The sequence below is a fragment of the Bradyrhizobium sp. STM 3561 genome (assembly GCF_045571455.1).
GTDB classification, from domain to species: domain Bacteria; phylum Pseudomonadota; class Alphaproteobacteria; order Rhizobiales; family Xanthobacteraceae; genus Bradyrhizobium; species Bradyrhizobium vignae.
This window is the reverse complement of the sequence record NZ_CP120695.1, coordinates 626,418-644,547: the sequence shown is the minus strand read 5'-3', so window position 1 is coordinate 644,547 and position 18,130 is coordinate 626,418. Positions and strand designations below refer to the sequence as shown.

Below are 18,130 nucleotides of genomic sequence, written 5' to 3'. Positions count from 1 at the left end.
ACCTCAATCAAGATGGCTTGGTTTTCAATGCTGAGTTGCTTGGCTGCAATGTCTCGCGAGATACTTGTCAATTCATCGTCGCAATGTGAGGTCATGGGCAATCCCACGGCGGGCCTGTCGGCGAGTAAAGCTACATCCTACGTCGCCGATCCTGCGAAAACGTTACCCGAGCCGTTCGGCTCGGTGGCTGCAAGCGGGGCCAGATACCGGCTTAGGCGCATCCTGTTACCTCAGCATCACCTCCGACTTCGAGCGCGCCCCGTGCTGGTTCGACCGAAGGTCGCCGCACTCCGAACAGTCCTTCATCGCAGATTTCGTTCGGGCTCATGGATCGGCATCGTCTTCGCCCGCACACAAACAACCAGCGCCACCGCGTGTTAGAAATGGACGCTCCCGCACAAATAAGGGTGTATTGGAATCGCATGGCGCGTTCGGCGAGTCATTGTTTGCCTTAAGCAACGTTGTGCGAATCCCCTGATGGATGGCCATCGATGCCAAGGGCGTAAATCCCCATTTCGGGCGGCTCGGAATGGTCCCCGCAAGTTTTTTTGCTTTGGGGACGCGGAATTTTATGAGCTCATCAAGGGCACGCCGCTCGCCCGAGCCGGCCGAGAAAGCAAGTGTCGTGCCCGGCTCAACGCCATTGGCGAGGCTTTCCGGCGTCGGTTGGAAAACCAACCGCTCGCCTATCCCGATGTTGATGAGGTGATCCGGTTGTGGCTGGATCGACCCTCTCCTTGCAGGTGCGACGCGTGATGCTTCGGTCTTGGAACGATGCCCCCTGCCTACGCCTCATCTCATCCGACCAGCGCGCCCACCCTTCTGTTACAGAGCCAATATTCCGGTTCTTTAGGGGCACAACTTTGAGCCCGGCGCTACCCGAGGCCGGGCTCGCTCATCCCAAGGAGCCACCCCGCAAGCTCAGCAAGGCGCACCTGCTGTTTGTTGCATCGGCACGGCAACGAACGGCCGTGGTGGGCGAACCTGCAGATCGCGCCACTGCCGCTCGCGCAGGAACTGTGGGCGGCGAGCCCGGTCCATGGTCCGATCGACAGCGCGGCCGGCGCCGCAGCCGTCCTCGCCAACCTCGGCGCGGCCCCCGGTCTGCCATCGAATGGCTGCTCGCCATCGACATCGCCGAACTGTCCTGGGAGATCCAGCGCTACCGCATGTTGCGGCACAAATTGCTCGAGACCTATCGTCAAAAGTCGATCGAAGCGGCGCTACGGCGCATCGACATGGTCGGGATCGATCCCGACTTCGAACACCAGGCCGAATACTACACGCAGCAAAATGCCCTGAGCTGGCGCATTGATCCCGTCGCTGCGACCGAGATCGAAGCGCGGCTTGCCGCCTAGGGCTTTGATCAAGATGCCGTCACCACTGAAGTCTACGTCCAGGCGCGCGAGGTCCTGGTCCTGTTCGAAGGCTTGCTCAACGCCGCGCAAACCAAACGCACATTGCTGCTGCGCGAGATCAGGCACCAGCGCTTCGTCAGCGCACCGATGCGGCGGCCACGCTGAAAGATCAGATCGATATTCCCGACCGCGCACTCTCGATTCTCGCTTGCGCTCACAGATGTGTTCGCTTGATCGAAGTTCCGAAAGCGGGATGCGAAGCAACATCGGAGTAGCGGCATCGCACCTGCAAGCTTCGGAGCCGCCTACCGCTGCGAACTCCGCCGCAGCAGGCGCTCACAACTCGTTCACTCGGATGAACGCAAATACAGGCTCGCGCCTAAAACGGTCTCTGCCGATCGATCGTGCGGCCCCTGCATACCTTTTGATCATCCGATACGGTTGATAACCGCTGCGACACAGGGCCAAATGTTCGCGCCGTTCGCCTCATTGCACCGAACACGAACTCTGGATCGTAACAGACATGGTCAAATTCTTTCTCGCCGCGGGTTGGTTGGCTCTCGCCCTCGTCACGTTTGTGACGCTCGCTCCCATTCACGATCGGCCCATGATTGCGCCCCGTCACTTCGAGCACTTTGCCGCATTCTTCATCCTCGGTCTCGTGTTCGTGCTGGCCTACTCGAATCGCATTATCCTCATAACTGTAATCGTCGTCGGCAGCGCAGTCATCCTCGAAGCCCTGCAGCTGCTGACTCCGGATAGACATGGTGACCTCATGGATGGCCTGGTCAAAGTGGCTGGAGGTGTCTGCGGGATCTCGGTCGTCGCTCTCGCGCGCGTCGGTATAACTCAGGCTATGACCAAGATCGTATCTCGCGGATGACCGGCTCGGCCCTGAAATACATCTGCTCTTAGCTACCGCTGTGAGGGCCTACGCAAGCAAGAAGGGGTTCTCCGATCGGGAGCGGAATGCACTTGTCAAGCTTGACGGCAAACCGGAGTTATACAGCTATCGTTTCCATAACTATCTTGAACAATTGCATCAAACGTCATTTTACCCTCGAGAGATCCGGGATTTCGGAGTGAATTTTCGCGAGGAATTTGTATGACACCACGCGCGAGGGTCGCCAATCTTCTTGAAGGCTGTGATAACGGGCGCAAGTTGGCAGAATCTGAAGACTTGCTGGCGAGGCTGATCGTTGAGGCGGAGAACGACGCTCTTCTGCTTGCATCGATCGAGCTTCAGAACAATTACTTTCCAGGGTTCACTCAGGCCGAAGCTGCGCTTATCATTAGAAAGCTGATGCGGCGCAACTAGCAAGGCTAGCCGTCATGGGTCTCTGGCTGATCGCAGCTATGTTGTCGCTCGGCTTATGAGCTGGGTACGTTGTGCGGAACCAACAGCTACTGCGATGGCACCACGAATTGGAACGATCGCGCACGGCCGGCGGCTGCTCGAAATGGCGTCGGGGCCCTCGGTGCGCCAAGCAATTTTCTGGACAGAGAAGCCAATTCTTACACGTTAAGTCTGTCCCCTTTCTCTAAGGCCGTGATTGCGTCTTCGCGATCACGTCGCGCAACAGCGCCGCGTTCTTGGATCGGCAAACGGCTGCGGCAGCGACGCTTCAAGGCTAGGCATCAATTGCCCCATAATTGATATAGCGTTCCCATTTTTGCGCCTGCAATATAGAGCGATGGTGTCAGGCACCAAGCGATGATCAGATATGCTGCAAGCACACTTGCCATAATCTATTGGATTTGCGGCCAACCGGCCTATTGCGGTTTTGAACAGCAAGTCGCCGCTCCCCTTTCGTTCGCTCTGTTCTGCGTCCGATATCCCGAAGACTGCCAGCAACATGGCGATCTGCGTATTACAGATTTCCGTTCTCGCAGTCAGCGATGGCGAGAGCTCAACCAGATCAATTCCATGGTCAATTTCAGCATCATGCCGAAGGCGTTGGCGGCAAGCCGCAATGACTATGACTGGCAGATCTTTCCCAGCGAGGGAAACTGCGCGGACTACGCTGTCACAAAGCGCCATCTGCTGCTGCGAGCAGGTTGGCCGAGTTCGTCTCTTCTTCTTGCGGAGGTTGGCATTCGGACAACCGGAGAGCACCACCTGGTTCTGCTTGTACGAGAAGGCAGAGCTATCTTGGTTCTCGACAATCTGAGTACGGCCATTCTCAACGTCAACGAAGCTTCCGACCAATACGCTTTTCTGCGCATACAATCGAATCACGACCCGCAACTCTGGACGCGCAGGCTTACCGTATCGTAAGTCCATGGAATCGCCTGACTTGAGCGGAGCGGGCGTTCTGCCTTCTGCTTGGCGGAGAGTCGACCTGACCTGGCCATGCGTGCCTTGGTCCGAAGTCATGGCGGGCTGGCTTCTGAGGCGTATCAGCGGACCGCAACTGACTGGCTCGGCCCAAGCCCACTGCTCTGCGTCTATTGTGATTCAAAAGGATTGACGCAGGACCGCGAGGTCAGCGTCCGCGCCGGGCAATCGCCTAAAATTGGTGCAGGGATGCACTTCCGTCACCATGCACTTCCAGGCTTGACGGGCGTATAGTCGAGAGAGATCGCGGTGATCCGGTCCTTTAAATCTTGGTCTCGAAGGGCGTGGCGGTATGTCGGGCCCTCACATGCCGACACTGACGGCCCGATACGTGTGAACTGTCTACTGACGCAAGTTTGATACTCCGAGCCGTCGAACGATCAACGCATCGCGAGCGAGTCTCTCACACTTTTCGCTACAGCAACTTCGAAGCATTTCTCGCGCAAAATAATTCGTTCGTTCCGCTCAAGGCTTTACTCGCGGAGATTTTCGATGATCGATCTTAGCGGTTACAAGCTGACGTTCGACGATGAATTCAATTCCAGGAGCATTTCACTTACTGGCGCCGGCACGAAGTGGGCGGACACCAGGGCCGAATGGCTGGGCGATGCGGCGTCCGACGTCGGCTTCGGCACCAGCTCGTTCGTCGACCCCAGCTCGGGATACGATCCTTTCTCCGTTTCCCAAGGAGTGCTTGCGATTACCGCTGTTCCGGATCGTACTCCATTCGGAGTTCCCGGGAGCTGGGAGTCCGGACTGATAACAACCCAGAGGACTTTCTCACAACAGTACGGTTACTTCGAGATACGGACGGAGTTCTCGTCATTACCAGGCGCTTGGGATGCATTTTGGCTGCTGCCCGTGAAAACTCTTCCCGACCCGAATGGGCTCGGACGGTGGCAAGAACTCGATGTGGTTGAGCACTATGGCGTCTGGAGTAAAGGGGCATACAGCACCATTCACACAACGGACCGAGCGTTGAATGAAAACTGGCAGACGCAGCTCCAGGTCTATAGCGAACTGCCAAATCCTGCTGGCTATCATACCTATGGCGTGAATTGGCAGAATGAGCAGATCAGTTTCTATATCGATGGCCAGCTGGTTGGGACTCGCGCAACGCCAAGCGACATGCATCAGCCAATGTACCTTCTGGCGAATCTGGCTACGCAAGAGCCCGCAAGCCTCGCGGGGATACCTATCACCAGTAAGATCGATTACATCCGCGTTTATTCGGCCGACCCATCGGCGACAGCTGTTTCTCTAGAGCCGGTCTCATCTCCCGCGGGTAATGACGCCGGGACCTACGGCGCTGTAACTGCGTCGAGCACACCCCAAGCAACACCGACATCAACATCGATCGGCGCCGGTTCCGATCAACTCGTCTTCAAGATCAGCGAAGATGCCTACCTTGGAGACGCGCTCTACACCATCTCGGTCGATGGCAACCAGATCGGCGGCACATTGACGGCCCATGCATCGCATGCGGGCGGTCAATCCGACACGATCGCGGTGCACGGGAATTGGGGACCCGGCGATCACACCGTCCTGGTTCACTTTCTTAACGACCGCTGGGACGGCACGCCGGCTAGCGACCGCAACCTTTACGTGGACGCCGTTGGCTTCAACGGAACGAACCTTCCGCAAGGCGCCATCGGAAACGTACTCGGACAGACCTTCAGCTTCCACGATGGTGCATCGGCCGAAACGACCACGCCGGTGATAACGCCCCCACCGCCGACAAATCCAACCGGTACGCCTTCACAAACACAAGACGGCTCATCACCATCGATCGGTGCCGGTCCAGATCAACTCATCTTCAAGATCAGCGAAGATGCCTATCTAGGAGACGCGCTCTACACCATCTCGGTCGATGGCAACCAGGTCGGCGGGACATTGACGGCCCATGCATCGCATGCGGGCGGTCAATCCGACACGATCGCGGTGCATGGCAATTGGGCACCGGGCGATCACACCGTCCTGGTTCACTTCCTTAACGACCGCTGGGATGGCGCCCCGGATACCGACCGTAATCTTTACGTGGACTCCGTCAGCTTCAACGGCGCGAACCTTCCGCAAGGCGCCATCGGAAACGTACTCGGACAGACCTTCAGCTTCCACGATGGTGCATCGGCCGAAACGACCACGCCGGTGATAACGCCCCCACCGCAGACAAATTCGACCAGTACGCCTTCACAAACACAAAGCGGCTCATCAACGTCGATCGGCGCCGGTCCGGATCAACTCGTGTTCAAGATCAGCGAAGATGCCTATCTTGGAGACGCGCTCTACACCATCTCGGTCGATGGCAACCAAGTCGGTGGGACATTGACGGCCCATGCATCGCATGCGGCAAGTCAATCCGAGACCATTGCGGTGCACGGGGATTGGGGACCCGGCGATCACACTGTCCTGGTCCACTTTCTCAACGACCGCTGGGACGGCACCCCCGACACCGACCGCAATCTTTACGTAGACTCCGTCAGCTTCAACGGAACGAACCTTCCGCAGGGCGCGATCGGAAATGTGCTCGGCCAACTCTTCAGCTTCCATGATCTAGTGATCTAGTTGGGTAGATGGGTTGAACCGATAGCTCGGCCCGTGGGGGGCGACGGGTCCCAGGACCTGAATAATGGCATCGAGAACGGCCGCCACCGGGCCCATGACAGCGCCTTGTCTAGCGCCGCAAAACAACGCGGAGACGTCCCGATCGTCTCCGGTTTCGAGACCTGTAGGCCATCAATGCTCTGGCTGGTTCGCGAGGCAGCATGGCCGCAAGCACAAAGAAAGCAACCAGTGCCATTTTTTGAACGATTGGGAAAGGCTCGGAGCCAACACTCGCTATCAGTTTCGGCAACATCGAAGCGCGTGAGCTGCTTCCCGATACGATTTGGAGGCAGAAGCTTCGCTCGCGATAGTAAAAGGCGCCTTGCGGCTCAACCAATCTTCGGCCCGGAGCCACTCGAGCGAGAATCGCGCGCAAGTGCTCGGTACGCGCCACAAACCTCTTGATATCGCGCTGTAGCAACGAAGCGCTTGGAAGCTGACCGAGCTGCGAATCGTTTAGGCCGTGGACGCGGTAGTTTCCCAGCTCTTCGGAAAGACTGACGACGTCACCAAAGAAAGGAGCAACAAACAAAATCACTCCATCAACGGCCTTGTCATAGTCCACCTCGCGCAGCAGTTCGCAGACATCCCGACGAAATACGTTTCCAGACGTCGGTGGCGTCTTGTAGACGCCGCGTCTGAGCACCTCATTGACCAATCGGTCGCGCTCCCGAAACGATTCGAGCGACGAAAACGATCCGATAGGCCTGCTTTCGGCATTGATGAGCGTCAGACCAAATTGCAGTTTTGCAACGCGCTCGTCCAATTCGGCCAGGATTCTGGCCAGTGAACCTGGCTTGAGCTCATCATCGGCGTCGAGGAACAAGATGAATCTTGCTTGGGTCTTCTCTAGCCCAAACAGGCAGGCCCCTAGCTGCCCGCGGTTTTCGATCTTGAATGCAGTCACCGCGCAGCGGGTGATCGTCTCCCACGAGCCGTCAGTTGAGCCATCGTCCACCACCAGGAGTTCGCAGGCATCGCAGTTCTGGTCTAAGACGCTTCTGATCGCTCGCTCAATGTAAGCCTCGTAATTGAAGCAGGTGATGATGACGGCGAGCCTAGCAGCATCGATGGCCTCTATTCTCGAGCACGCCGTCGCTTCAGCTGGGTCACTGACATCGCTTGCTTCAGGCGTGAGCATGAATGGGACCGGACGCCTCTTGGTAAATCGCGAGCGTTTGCCGAGCGACTCGCTCGATTGTAAGAAACTCTAGATTGAACTGACTTTTCTTTTTCCATTCCAGCACGGCTTGTTGGTCCTGGAGCAAACAGCGCAATACTTCGGCAAGTCTTTGCGGGTTGCCCACGGGAACGAGAAGGCCTGCTTTCCCCTGTTCAAGCAGTTCAGGAATTCCGTCGACATCGGTCGCGACGATGGCGCAGCCAGCTTCCCGCGCTTCCGACAGCACCAGCGGAGCGGGATCAGCATGCGACGGCAACACGAATATGTCGGCTCCTGACAGGAACGGAAAAGGATTATCCTGAGCACCCAAGAAGGTCACCGCCGACGCGCATGCCATCGAGCTGACCTGAACGGCATATTGCTCGCGGTGCGGACCGTCGCCGACAATATATAAGCGTCCTGCTCCGAGCGCAGCGTAAACCATATCGAACGCGGAAAAGAGGTCCGATAGCCCTTTTCGCGGATGCAGTCCGCCAACGAACACGATCGCCGGTGATTGAAGCGAGGCTGGCGAGCGATCCTTTTGCTCGAACCGCGCTGCACCGATTGTTCCATTCAGAACCACGCGGATCCTCGACTGTGGGATGCCTCGCCTTCGCATCGACTTACCGACGGCTGCACTAACCGCGATCACTCTCGCTCCGAGGCCCATGAGGACTGCGCTTCGCTCGAATTCATTGTGAACGGTCGTGATGAGCGGGATTCCGAGCAACTTGCAAATTGGCCAGGCAAGGACGGCGCTGGTCATCATATGGGCATGAACCACCTCTGCCCGCCAATCGCGCATCAGCCGATAGAGCGACAGCGTGGCCTGCAGCAGCTCCTTAGGTCGACGCTCCAAACCGATGCGGATGGTTTCGACATTGTTTTCCGCGAGCAGGGCATCAAAATCGCCGCCGCCGCTCACCATTGCGACTTGATGGCCGAGTTTCACCTGTGCACAGGCGAGGTCCACGGCGGCATGCACATGACCATTCAGCCGGCGTGTATGATTGAGCAATTGTACAATACGCATGCACACCTGCGGCAAATAGCCAGGGAAGATGAAAGACACCCCAGTCCTTGGTCCAGCGCGTTCACCGGGATGATTGACCTCAAGCTGGAAAACCAACGGTGCTTACGCTGCAAATACCCTGCCAAGGTGACATCGGTCGGAACACAAATCCCTGTGCCGAAAAAAGCCGTTGACGGGGAATGCGCCAACTTGATCTGGTTGCTCCGCTTGCTATTCTGACTCGTCGGCGGCTTTCACAGGGCTTGGTCTGACAAGCAGGCCTAAGTTATTGTTCGGATGCACCAAACTGGCTTGGCGCCCCGTGAGTGCCGCCACAAGATCTTGCCACACTGCCAGTTTACGTTCTCGCACAGGTGATTCCGTAACTTGACGGGTTCGTCAGTGGGGCGGCGAGGCAAGGTGTCGAACTCCGGCCCCAAGCGGCGTGAGGGGCACGAAACCGGTCGCAAGGACGTTGGTTCAGCTCAGCTCTTCCGAAGGGACTTCGCGCATCGCAGGACACTGGAATGGAATACGCGGCGATTGGACTGGCAATTTTCGGAGCGGTGTTGGGGCTGCGCTTCCGATTTCGGGCATTGCTCCCCTTTGTCTTGCTAGTACTGCTTGTCACGATCTTCCTGGCACTCAATCAGCGCCTCGGCGGGCTTGAGACCGTGCTTGCCGTCCTCGCCACCCAAGCCATCTTGCAAGGCGGTTACTTTGTTGGGGTCACTATCCGCGCGCTGTTTCGCGCCTATCCGCGCAAGCTGATTGCGCCAGATGAGCTGGCTGCAGCGGATAAGCGAAGGTCCAATTCAGGATCGATCGCTTCCAACTGAGGCCGATCACAGGGCTCAGCCTATGGCCGCAACCCAGCAGACTTGCGGGATCGGTCCTCATTTTGCGACGACCAGCAGCGAGTAGCCGCCTAGCAAACGCACCGCGAGATCCGCATTGAACGCAAACATCAGGCGGCGGGGCAGCCGCATGAGACGACTTGTGAAGGCCTGATTGGGCAATTCCAACCGACTGGCGGTGTAACAATGATCGACAATCGTGTAGCCGCAATCCTCGAGCGTGGCCAACGCCGACTGTTTGAAGAAGTAGTGAATATGTCCGACATTGCGTCTGAGGTCGGCAATCGGCCAAGCCCGCAAAATGGATTGCGCGGAGAGATCCAACGGGATGTGAAAGATCTTGAATGTTCCAAACCGACGCAACTGCTTTATGAATGAAATATAGTCCTCAACGTGCTCGATCACGTCGATTGCGAGAATAACGTCGAATTCTAAATCGTGTTCGCCCAGAAGATTGCTCAAGTGAAATTTTGTACGTTGAGTACTTTTTGCCGCTGCGCGCCTGAACGCATCGGGCGAGATTTCGTACCCCGATAAGCGCGCGTCCGGAAACGTCCTTTCCAGGTTCAGCAAGATCTCGCCCGTCCCGCAGCCAATCTCGCATATGCGCTCGGTTGGGATGTTGTTTCGCCGGATCATCTGCGCGACGTGACTGGCCTTCCACGGCGCATCCTCCTCGTGCCATGTCGGATTGTTCTTTCCGTAAGCGTCACCCTCGTATAATTCCTTCATTGCGCAAACCTTCTCGAAAGATGGCGACCCGTCGCCTATGATTTCCCGCCCTATACCGCTAAGACAAAGCCTCCAAGTTCAAGCTTGATTCCGCCGCGGTGGCGACAGTGTGATGAGCGGATCTTCGCAGACTATCTGCAAGCTCCGCGTACAGCTTCTCCGCATTGTAGCTTTCGTGGACGGTTTCGCTTGCTGCTCGGCCAAGTGATTGACGATTGCGCCAGGCATCCAGAATGGCGGCGGATAGATCTCTTACGTTACCGACGGGAAACAGCACGCCATTAACTCCGTGCGTGACCAATTGCTCAAACGCCCGTATGCGGCTCAGAACCACCGCCGCACCGCAAGCCATTGCCTCCAGTACAGCAAGTGCCACCGCCTCGTTCGCCGAGGGCATCACGTATACGCCGCACCGGCACAGCAACGCGCGCACCTTGGATCGATCGACAAATCCATGAAATCGCACCCGGTGCGACAAGCCGAGTTTTGCCACGAGCCCCTGCATCAGGTCCTTGTCGGGCCCCGTGCCGACAATATCCAGCGTCCACTCCTCTGGAAGTTTGGCGAGTGCGCGAATTAGGTCGGTCGTGCGTTTCTGCCTGTTGGTCAAACGCGTGATCGTCAGGATCGTCTTGGAACGGCTCGCGGCCGCATCCGGAAAGAACTCCGATACGTCGCAGCCGTTCGGCTGGAGACGGGATCGACCGCCATATCGACTGACGATGCGACACTCCTGCTCGGTTTGACCATAGAGCAACGCCGCCTTGCGAAAGCTATCGCGTTTGAACAGCTTCACGACACGATCCGATAGGCCACCATGATCTGCACCGACGATTGGCAGATCAATTCGACCTGCGAGGTGATCGAACCTGCCGCTCCAATATTCCTGCACGTACAGCAGATCAATTTTGTCCGCAGCCAGCGCCTTCCGAAGCGGCTGCATAAAGGCAATCGTGTTCAACCGTTCCTCAGCATATAACGACCAGCGCGAACGGCGCGACAGGCGCTTGACCCACACCTGTTCGATCAGCTGGTACCAACTCTCGAGTGGCAGAAATCGAACGTCGATCCCAACATCTGTGGCGAACTTTCCCGACTCCCGCAGTGAGGGGATGTAGAGCAACGGCCTAATCCCGTTTCGGCTCAAACCGCGAGCATAGTACCACGCCCAGTCGTTTCGATAGCGCTCGAGATAACTGGCGCGCGTCTGACCCTGTACCCACCCAAAAAATCCTTCGAAGGAACTGCAGCTGAGCAACATTGCGACATTGATGCACTTTGCTTCAGCCGCGGGCTCTAACGATGACATGCGTGTGGCATTCTTGCTCGTGCTGAAAACTCTTTCATTCAAAGCTCATCCCGTGTCTGGTCAGCCATTCGCTTTCTCGACCAACGCCACGTTCTGGACGGGGCTTGCGCCAACGCACCTGTCAAGATTCGTGCCACGACGAGAGATCATGCGCTCCGAATGCACATACCAGCCGTCCCACTGCGAGAACTCCTCAAAGACGCGCTTGTATCCGCGCGCCGTCAGAAGCGTCTGAATCGCCGCTTCCGTTTTCCGGTTCTGCTCCACGCTGAGTAAATCGATGCTGTACCGGGAGAAATCGAAGCTCTTTAGGATGTCGTACTCGCTCCCCTCGGTGTCGATCGACATGTAGTCAATCCTGCGAGGAGCATTGCAGTCCGCCAGCAGTTGGTTAAGCGAAACCGTCTCGACCTCGATCTCTCGTCCGGCAGAACGCACGGCTGCAAAGTGATCACCCGAGGCGAATTCGGCCACCCCGCTGAGCTCCGGATCCACTTCGTTCGTTACCAAGAAGCGCACCTTCCTGCCTGAGCTCGAGCTGATGCACCGACGATCCTTGCGCGAAGCCCGGTTCTGCGCGAGCGCGTCGTGCCAGAATGGATTCGGCTCAGCTAAAATTCCTTGCCAGCCGTATTCCTTTTCCAACAACCAGGTATTGCTATTCGTAACGCCGTTGGTTGCGCCAAACTCGACAAAGAACCCGCCCTGCTTCTCTCCGAGTTCGTAACTGACCCACAGGTCTTGAAATATTTGCGATCGCGATCGGTCGCGATTTAGAAAGCAGTAGGCCAGGAAGCGGATCTCGTCCATTCGACCAAAACATTCCACTTCAGGGCGCCGCAACCGGATGCCATTGAATATCATCCTGCGCAACGACGCGCTTTGTGCTGCCTTGGAGGCAACAGAAGCAAGCGCGGAAATCCCATGCTTAGTAAGCGATCGCATCATTATTCTCTAGATACCCCTCGCTGGAATTGTCAGCTGAGATCGTGAGAATTCGGCTGACAATTCGCCAATCAATATAATTCTTAAATATGAACGCCTCTCAGAGTTGGCACGCAAAATGCTACAAACAATTTATTGATCTGAGCAACATCTAATTGCGGAGCTCGCCTAGCATAAATCAATTTGCGACCGTTATGCGTATTGCGTCATTTCGGTGCGTTTGGAGTCTGTAATTTATGAAGTCACATAGGCTAGCCGAGCGCGTCAGAGCCGCCGATGGATTCGATCTGATATCCGTCGACGTCTTTGATACGCTTCTGCTGCGAACCGTACGCTCCGCTCGCTCACGGATTGTGCACGGTGAGCATTTATTCAGCAGCTTTCTTCGGGAGCGCGGCTGGCAAATCGAACCTGCTCTGCTGTCGAGAACCAGACAGGAAGCCGAGCGAGTTGCCTTCCGATCGCTCGCCGTGCGCGGATCCGGTGAGGTCCGACTGGCCGACGTGATTGATCGGCAACTTCGCTTGCTGGGTCTTCCGGCTTCCTTGAGCGCTGCGCGATTGGCAATTGAGCTCGAGGTCGAGAAGACCTCTCTCGCTGCAAACCGGAACTTGGCCGGGCTTCTCCGCGCACGCCGAGCGGCGGGCTACCGCATTGTCGCCGTCAGCGACACCATGCTGTCGTCTGCAGATCTCGATGAACTGATCTGCCATTTTCATGGGCGCGATGTTGTTGACCAGATCTACAGCAGCGCCGATCAGGGATGCACCAAGCGTGACGGTGCGCTGTTTGCCCGGGTCGCCGAAGCAGAAGGGGTGCCCTTAGGCCGAATTCTGCACGTCGGCGATGATCCGCACGCCGACGTTCGTCAAGCCTCGGCATTTGGACTAACTGTCATTCATACACCCCGGCCCGTCTGGTTCAGCTATTTGCGCAAGGCGAATGGCGGTTTGGTTGCCGCTCGGGCTGCATTGTCGCGACCAAAGCGCGGCAAGTGCTCGGCAGCGGAGACACCCGAAAATGCGTACGCGTTTGGACGTCTTGTCCTTGGACCCATCGTCACTCAGTTTTGTTTGCTGATTTGGCTATACGCCGCCGAAGTGGACGCATGCGACAAGGCGACCTTGCTGTTTTGCGCCCGGGGCGGTGTTGGAATAAGGGAAGTTTTCGAACGAGTCGCCGCTCGACTTTCGCTGCCGCTCGGCATGCCTCGGCAGAACTTCATGGTCTCTCGCCTCGTTGCGGCGCGGGCTGCGGTGATGGTTCGCAGCGCTTCTGCGCTCGAAGAGATTGCCCGTGAGTTTCGAGGCCGCTCGTTTCTTGATGTGGCTTGTGCCTTTGGTGGAGGGCGCTACGAGCTGCCAGAGGAGTGGAAGCAGCCATTTCGTGCAGACGTATTCTACGCCATGTTATTCGATGATCGCGCGAAGGCAGTTTTGTCTGACGTCTGCCGGCAGAACGCGCTATTCGAGCGGCACTTTGCCAAGCTCCGGAGCGATGCGCGCCGAATTCTGTTGTGCGATACCGGTCTCTATGGAAGCACACAGCGGCTATTGGCCAGTGCCTTTCCGGCGCTACAAATTGAAACCATTCAGTTTGCCCGATCAAACTATAAGGGACACAGCGAAGAACATTTCAAGCAGGTGTTCGGCCTCGTGGTTGAGCGCAATCGCTATAGTCCGCTCGACGTCCGCTCCTCTGTCCTGCGGTACTGGCATTTGATTGAGAGCTTGTTCGAGCCCAGGGTCCCCTCGGTCACTTCTTTTGTCGACGAGGGAGAGGATGTCGCGGCCAATTGCGGCGATATCCGGTTTGGGATCAGCGACGCCAGCCGCGGAAACGAACTGCTGTCCGGCGCGCTCAGTTACGTAGATGACCTTCCGATCGATGGCGGGGCGGCGGCACTGCGCGATGCCGATCCCGCCTGGGTTCGGCTCAAGCAGGCCATTACGCGGCCTACCGCCGGCGAATTGCGATGTCTCGAAGTGCCGGGCCGATCCGTCGACTTTGGCAGGTCCGATGTGCTGCAGGCCTTGCGCGCCGAGCAACCCCAGCCGGTGTTGAACAGGCTGGCATCGCTGCGCTTTGAACTCTGGCGTGAGGGCGCAATAGCTCGGCAATTTCCCATTCTTAAGCACGCTCTGTTGCCAATGCTCGATTCCATACATTCTGTCAGGGGCATGATGGCTCGCCAGCATTGAAACAGCCGATGCCGAATCCAGCAGCACTTCAGGCGCCGTCTCCCGTTCGCCCCGCTGGCTCCGCGACTCCGGTTAGGACGCGAGGCGGCGCACTCGAGCCAACCCGCACCGGTGCGCCATGTCGGTAGAACCGATCGGGATTTTGACCATCCTCCTCGGGTTGCTTTGCCTGCCGCTCGGTTATCGCGCCACCTTCGGCGTACTGATGGGCACTGCCCTGTTTGGCGCGGCCGCCGCCATTCTCGTCGGCGGTGCAAACATCCAACCGGCACACCTGTTCTTAAGCTTCGCCGTGGCGGCAGTGCTCGCTCGGCGGCACGAGGCTGCCGCTGCGATGCGAGCCATGAGCTTCGGCCAGCCTGGATTTTGGCTGTTATGCATGGTGATCTTTGGCGTTGGCTCTGCTGTCCTGATGCCACGTTTACTGGCTGGCGCAACGCAGATCGTTCCTCTTGGCGCGTCGGAATACGCCGACACCGGCTCGACCGTCCCGCTTGGGCCAGTGTCCAGCAATTTTACTCAGTCTGTCTACATGGCAGCCGATCTCGCCTGCTTCGGGATCACGGCCGCGATCGCAACGACTTATGTCGGCTTTCGCGCCGTTGTCGCCGCGGTACTCGGCTATTGCGCCGGAAACGTCCTGCTCGCCATGCTGGACGTCGGAACGTATGCGACGGGCACCCAAAGTCTTCTCGATTTCATGCGGAACGCCCAGTACACAATGCACTCCGATGATCAGGTCAACGGTGTAAAGCGGATCGTCGGTTCATTTCCCGAAGCTTCCGCCTTCGCGCGCGCCACTCTCGGCGCGTTCGCGTTCACCGGCACACTGTTTCTGAGCGGCAGGTTCCCGATGCTCACCGGCCCGATGGCGCTGGCATCGCTGGCGCTCGTCATTCTGTCAACCTCCTCGACTGGATTTGCTGGGGCTCCACTGGTCGGCTTGATCCTTTACGCCGGACTTCTGCGGCGATCGGGCTTTCAGCCGAACCGTCCGCTCAGTTCCGCCGCTGTGCTATGCACCCCGATCCTCTTGAGCATCCTGATCTTGGCCGTGCTCCTCGATGAGCGAGCTAGCGAAACGGTGCGTGCCTATGTCGATACGTTGATACTCAACAAATCCTCTACGACCTCGGCCGTCGAGCGCAGCTCTTGGAATGCGGCTGCCCTACAGAACTTCTTTGACTCCTTTGGTTTTGGCGTTGGGCTCGGAACCATCCGCACATCGAGTTTTCCGATCGCACTCCTTGCCAACGTTGGTATTCCGGGAACTGCCTTCTATCTGCTTTTCGCCGCAACAGCCCTGTTCGCACCATTGAATGGTCCGCGTGCTTTTGAGACCGACGCTCGCCTAGCCGCGCGCAATGCATGTTTGGCTCTCATCATCGGTGACACATTGGCGGCTCCGACCGTGGAGCAAGGTCTGCTGTTTTATGCCCTCGCCGCGCTGGCTTGCGCCTCACCGCGGGATCACCTCGAAGGAGTGCTGCTCACGCCGTCCGAACCATCGGGAGCCAAAGCATGAATGCATCCAGCAGTTTTGCCGTCAATGGCCGCTATCTGACTCAGCCCACAAGTGGCGTGCAGCGCTACGCCCAGGGCGTCACGGCGGCAATGAATCAAGCACTCATCGGGTCCGGCGCAATCGTTCCGATCATTGCCCCCAAGGCCGCCCCCGATCCTCGGCTTCAGGCCATGCCACTCATTACGGCGGGGCCTCTCGACGGACACCTCTGGGAGCAATTGGTTCTTCCCGGGCGGTGGCCCGGACGGTTGCTCAATCTCGGCAACACGGCGCCGGCCGTCAAACCGGATCAGGTCGTGTGCATTCACGACGCCAACGTGTTCGATGCACCGGAGAGCTATCGACGAGCATTTCGCGCGACCTATCGCGCCCTGCAACCGCTGTTGGCCAAGCGCGCTGCAAGGATCACCACCGTTTCAGCCTATTCGGCCCGACAACTTGCCCGGCACCTGCCGCTACGCGCCGCGGACATTGCCGTGCTTCCGAATGGACATGAGCACGCCTTGGCCTGGGACCCCAGCCTCGCGCGCAAGGATTGCCAGCTTGCGGCCGAGGGCCGGTTCGTGCTGGCGCTCGGATCGCGCGCTCCGCACAAGAACCTGCAGCTGGTTGGCACCATCGCTCCGGAGCTCGCAGCAATGAACATCGACGTGATCGTCGCCGGTGGCGGCGCGGACATATTTTCGCCTGAACGTCTAACGAACGCACGCGGCCTGACCCTGCTCGGCCGCGTCACCGATGACGATCTCGCCTATCTCATGGATCGCGCCTTGTGCTTGATCTTTCCATCGTGGACAGAAGGTTTCGGGCTTCCGATCGTCGAAGCGATGGCTCGTGGTTGTCCTGTCGTTGCCTCGGATCGCGCCAGCATGAGCGAAGTGTGCGGCGATGCCGCTTTGCTCGCTCCCCCCGACGATCCACGGCGATGGGTTCAGTGCATTCGGCAACTCTCGATATCCGGCGATCAGCGCGATGAACTGATCGGACGTGGCCGTGAGCGTATCAGGATGTTTTCTTGGGCGCGCACCGCGGCTGGCTATGTCGAGCTGATGCAAGAGCCTGCATCGGCTCTGAGAAGGCGTGAGACCACCGTCGGACCCATGCCTAGAGTGGCGGTGGCAATCGCGACACGAGGAAGACCTCAAACTGTGACGGCTACCCTGACTCACTTGCTGCAGACCCAGACCCTCAAGCCGGACGCCGTCATCGTTTCTTGCGTCAACCGTGAGAATGCCGGCGATGCCGCCAAGCTGCCCGGCGTTCGGCTTGTCACCGGCCCCGGCGGCTTGCCGGCTCAGCGGAATACCGCGTTGGCCGCGCTCAGGAATGAGACCGACGTGATCGTGTTCTTCGACGATGATTTTCTGGCGGATCCCGATTGGTTGGCCGCGGCCGCGCAAACGTTTCGAGACGAACCAGAGGTCGTCGGCTTCACTGGGTATCTCTATGCTGATGGCATCCTTGGACCGGGATTGAGTTTTGATGAAGCGCTGCGCATCTTGACGGAAGGCACGCTGTCGCCCGAAGCACCGCGCATCGAACCATTCAGCCCGTACGGCTGCAACATGGCTTTCCGCATGTCTGCGATCGGCAACATAACCTTTGATGAGCGGCTCGTGCTCTATGGATGGCAGGAAGACCGGGATTTTGGCGCGGCGCTTGCAAAGCGAGGCGGCCGGCTGATCAAATCTCCCCGCGCCCGCGGCGTGCATATGGGACAGAAGGCGGGCCGTGTTGCCGGAGACCGACTGGGCTATTCCCAAGTCGTCAATCCAATCTACCTGCTGCGCAAAGGCACGATGACGCCTCGGCAGGCAACAATGCAGATCTTTCGGAACGTCGCCATCAACCTGGCGCGCGCCGCCAGACCTGAACCTTTCATCGATCGGCGGGGCCGCCTTCGCGGAAACGCGCTCGGTTTCGCCGACGTTCTGAGAGGCCGTCTTGAGCCCGAGCGCGCAGCGACCCTCATACCGAGCGACAAGAGCTCGCGCCCGCGACCAGTAACTCCAAGCACAGGCACTCGCGATGACGCCACTGCCTCATGAAGCCGCGCGAGCCGGCACTCTTTCCGCATCGACGAC

Annotated in this window: 15 protein-coding genes; 8 read left to right on the top strand and 7 right to left on the bottom strand. The window is 58.2% G+C overall.

Features of this window, described 5'->3' with window-relative positions:
- Positions 1-324: 324 nt before the first annotated feature.
- Together P6U28_RS02720 and P6U28_RS02715 are read right to left on the bottom strand one after the other, a co-directional pair.
- Complete coding sequence (locus P6U28_RS02720; protein WP_129145638.1) at positions 325-678, bottom strand: hypothetical protein; 354 nt, start codon at positions 676-678, stop codon at positions 325-327.
- A 545-nt stretch (positions 679-1,223) separates the two neighbouring features.
- Complete coding sequence (locus P6U28_RS02715; RefSeq protein WP_164937183.1) at positions 1,224-1,484, bottom strand: hypothetical protein; 261 nt, start codon at positions 1,482-1,484, stop codon at positions 1,224-1,226.
- 397 nt (positions 1,485-1,881) lie between these two features.
- Here P6U28_RS02715 and P6U28_RS02710 point away from each other — a divergent pair, with 397 nt between their 5' ends.
- The 4 genes from P6U28_RS02710 to P6U28_RS02695 all read left to right on the top strand — a co-directional run bounded on the left by P6U28_RS02710 (position 1,882) and on the right by P6U28_RS02695 (position 6,261).
- The gene (locus tag P6U28_RS02710) at positions 1,882-2,241 is read left to right on the top strand and encodes a VanZ family protein (RefSeq protein ID WP_129145637.1); all 360 of its coding nucleotides are present in this window, start codon (positions 1,882-1,884) and stop codon (positions 2,239-2,241) included.
- A gap of 222 nt (positions 2,242-2,463) precedes the next feature.
- Positions 2,464-2,676 carry a hypothetical protein gene (locus P6U28_RS02705; RefSeq protein ID WP_407121694.1) on the top strand — a complete coding sequence of 71 codons (213 nt, stop codon included), beginning with the start codon at positions 2,464-2,466 and terminating at the stop codon, positions 2,674-2,676.
- A 396-nt stretch (positions 2,677-3,072) separates the two neighbouring features.
- Positions 3,073-3,636, top strand: a complete 564-nt coding sequence (locus P6U28_RS02700; protein ID WP_407121693.1) for a transglutaminase-like cysteine peptidase — start codon at positions 3,073-3,075, stop codon at positions 3,634-3,636.
- A gap of 552 nt (positions 3,637-4,188) precedes the next feature.
- On the top strand, positions 4,189-6,261 hold the full coding sequence (locus tag P6U28_RS02695) for a carbohydrate-binding domain-containing protein (protein ID WP_407121692.1): 2,073 nt from the start codon (positions 4,189-4,191) through the stop codon (positions 6,259-6,261).
- A 109-nt stretch (positions 6,262-6,370) separates the two neighbouring features.
- Here P6U28_RS02695 and P6U28_RS02690 read toward each other — a convergent pair whose 3' ends face one another.
- The gene (locus P6U28_RS02690; RefSeq protein ID WP_209295831.1) at positions 6,371-7,441 is read right to left on the bottom strand and encodes a glycosyltransferase family 2 protein; all 1,071 of its coding nucleotides are present in this window, start codon (positions 7,439-7,441) and stop codon (positions 6,371-6,373) included.
- Positions 7,428-8,498, bottom strand: a complete 1,071-nt coding sequence (locus tag P6U28_RS02685; protein ID WP_122406839.1) for a glycosyltransferase family 4 protein — start codon at positions 8,496-8,498, stop codon at positions 7,428-7,430. Before P6U28_RS02685 ends, P6U28_RS02690 begins: the two co-directional genes overlap by 14 nt.
- A 506-nt stretch (positions 8,499-9,004) precedes the next feature.
- On the opposite strand from P6U28_RS02685, the gene P6U28_RS02680 reads away from it, so the two are divergent.
- Positions 9,005-9,316 carry a hypothetical protein gene (locus P6U28_RS02680; RefSeq protein WP_129145633.1) on the top strand — a complete coding sequence of 104 codons (312 nt, stop codon included), beginning with the start codon at positions 9,005-9,007 and terminating at the stop codon, positions 9,314-9,316.
- Between the two features lie 57 nt (positions 9,317-9,373).
- Here the strand turns inward: P6U28_RS02680 and P6U28_RS02675 are convergent, their stop codons facing one another.
- The 3 genes from P6U28_RS02675 to P6U28_RS02665 form a co-directional block, all read right to left on the bottom strand.
- The gene (locus tag P6U28_RS02675) at positions 9,374-10,066 is read right to left on the bottom strand and encodes a bifunctional 2-polyprenyl-6-hydroxyphenol methylase/3-demethylubiquinol 3-O-methyltransferase UbiG (protein WP_122404990.1); all 693 of its coding nucleotides are present in this window, start codon (positions 10,064-10,066) and stop codon (positions 9,374-9,376) included.
- Positions 10,067-10,124: 58 nt separating this feature from the next.
- Positions 10,125-11,327: a glycosyltransferase family 4 protein gene (locus tag P6U28_RS02670; protein WP_283811092.1), complete on the bottom strand. Its 1,203-nt coding sequence runs from the start codon at positions 11,325-11,327 to the stop codon at positions 10,125-10,127.
- A gap of 108 nt (positions 11,328-11,435) precedes the next feature.
- Positions 11,436-12,185 (bottom strand): FkbM family methyltransferase, encoded by a 750-nt coding sequence (locus tag P6U28_RS02665; protein WP_407121691.1) that lies wholly within the window; start codon positions 12,183-12,185, stop codon positions 11,436-11,438.
- A gap of 371 nt (positions 12,186-12,556) precedes the next feature.
- Between P6U28_RS02665 and P6U28_RS02660 the strand changes: the two genes are divergently transcribed.
- The 3 genes from P6U28_RS02660 to P6U28_RS02650 all read left to right on the top strand — a co-directional run bounded on the left by P6U28_RS02660 (position 12,557) and on the right by P6U28_RS02650 (position 18,094).
- On the top strand, positions 12,557-14,521 hold the full coding sequence (locus P6U28_RS02660) for a hydrolase (RefSeq protein ID WP_407121690.1): 1,965 nt from the start codon (positions 12,557-12,559) through the stop codon (positions 14,519-14,521).
- Between the two features lie 118 nt (positions 14,522-14,639).
- The gene (locus P6U28_RS02655; protein ID WP_407121689.1) at positions 14,640-16,046 is read left to right on the top strand and encodes a hypothetical protein; all 1,407 of its coding nucleotides are present in this window, start codon (positions 14,640-14,642) and stop codon (positions 16,044-16,046) included.
- A complete protein-coding gene (locus P6U28_RS02650; RefSeq protein WP_407121688.1) occupies positions 16,043-18,094 on the top strand; it encodes a glycosyltransferase in 2,052 nt (683 codons plus the stop codon). Before P6U28_RS02655 ends, P6U28_RS02650 begins: the two co-directional genes overlap by 4 nt.
- Positions 18,095-18,130 lie beyond the last annotated feature (36 nt).

Coding starts and splice junctions, on each gene's coding strand:
- P6U28_RS02675 (WP_122404990.1), bottom strand. CDS start 10,066: ATGAAGGAATTATACGAGGGTGACGCTTACGGAAAGAACAATCCGACA.
- P6U28_RS02685 (WP_122406839.1), bottom strand. CDS start 8,498: ATGCGTATTGTACAATTGCTCAATCATACACGCCGGCTGAATGGTCAT.
- P6U28_RS02665 (WP_407121691.1), bottom strand. CDS start 12,185: ATGGACGAGATCCGCTTCCTGGCCTACTGCTTTCTAAATCGCGACCGA.
- P6U28_RS02710 (WP_129145637.1), top strand. CDS start 1,882: ATGGTCAAATTCTTTCTCGCCGCGGGTTGGTTGGCTCTCGCCCTCGTC.
- P6U28_RS02650 (WP_407121688.1), top strand. CDS start 16,043: ATGAATGCATCCAGCAGTTTTGCCGTCAATGGCCGCTATCTGACTCAG.
- P6U28_RS02690 (WP_209295831.1), bottom strand. CDS start 7,441: ATGCTCACGCCTGAAGCAAGCGATGTCAGTGACCCAGCTGAAGCGACG.
- P6U28_RS02670 (WP_283811092.1), bottom strand. CDS start 11,327: ATGTTGCTCAGCTGCAGTTCCTTCGAAGGATTTTTTGGGTGGGTACAG.
- P6U28_RS02705 (WP_407121694.1), top strand. CDS start 2,464: ATGACACCACGCGCGAGGGTCGCCAATCTTCTTGAAGGCTGTGATAAC.
- P6U28_RS02655 (WP_407121689.1), top strand. CDS start 14,640: ATGTCGGTAGAACCGATCGGGATTTTGACCATCCTCCTCGGGTTGCTT.
- P6U28_RS02680 (WP_129145633.1), top strand. CDS start 9,005: ATGGAATACGCGGCGATTGGACTGGCAATTTTCGGAGCGGTGTTGGGG.
- P6U28_RS02695 (WP_407121692.1), top strand. CDS start 4,189: ATGATCGATCTTAGCGGTTACAAGCTGACGTTCGACGATGAATTCAAT.
- P6U28_RS02660 (WP_407121690.1), top strand. CDS start 12,557: ATGAAGTCACATAGGCTAGCCGAGCGCGTCAGAGCCGCCGATGGATTC.
- P6U28_RS02700 (WP_407121693.1), top strand. CDS start 3,073: ATGATCAGATATGCTGCAAGCACACTTGCCATAATCTATTGGATTTGC.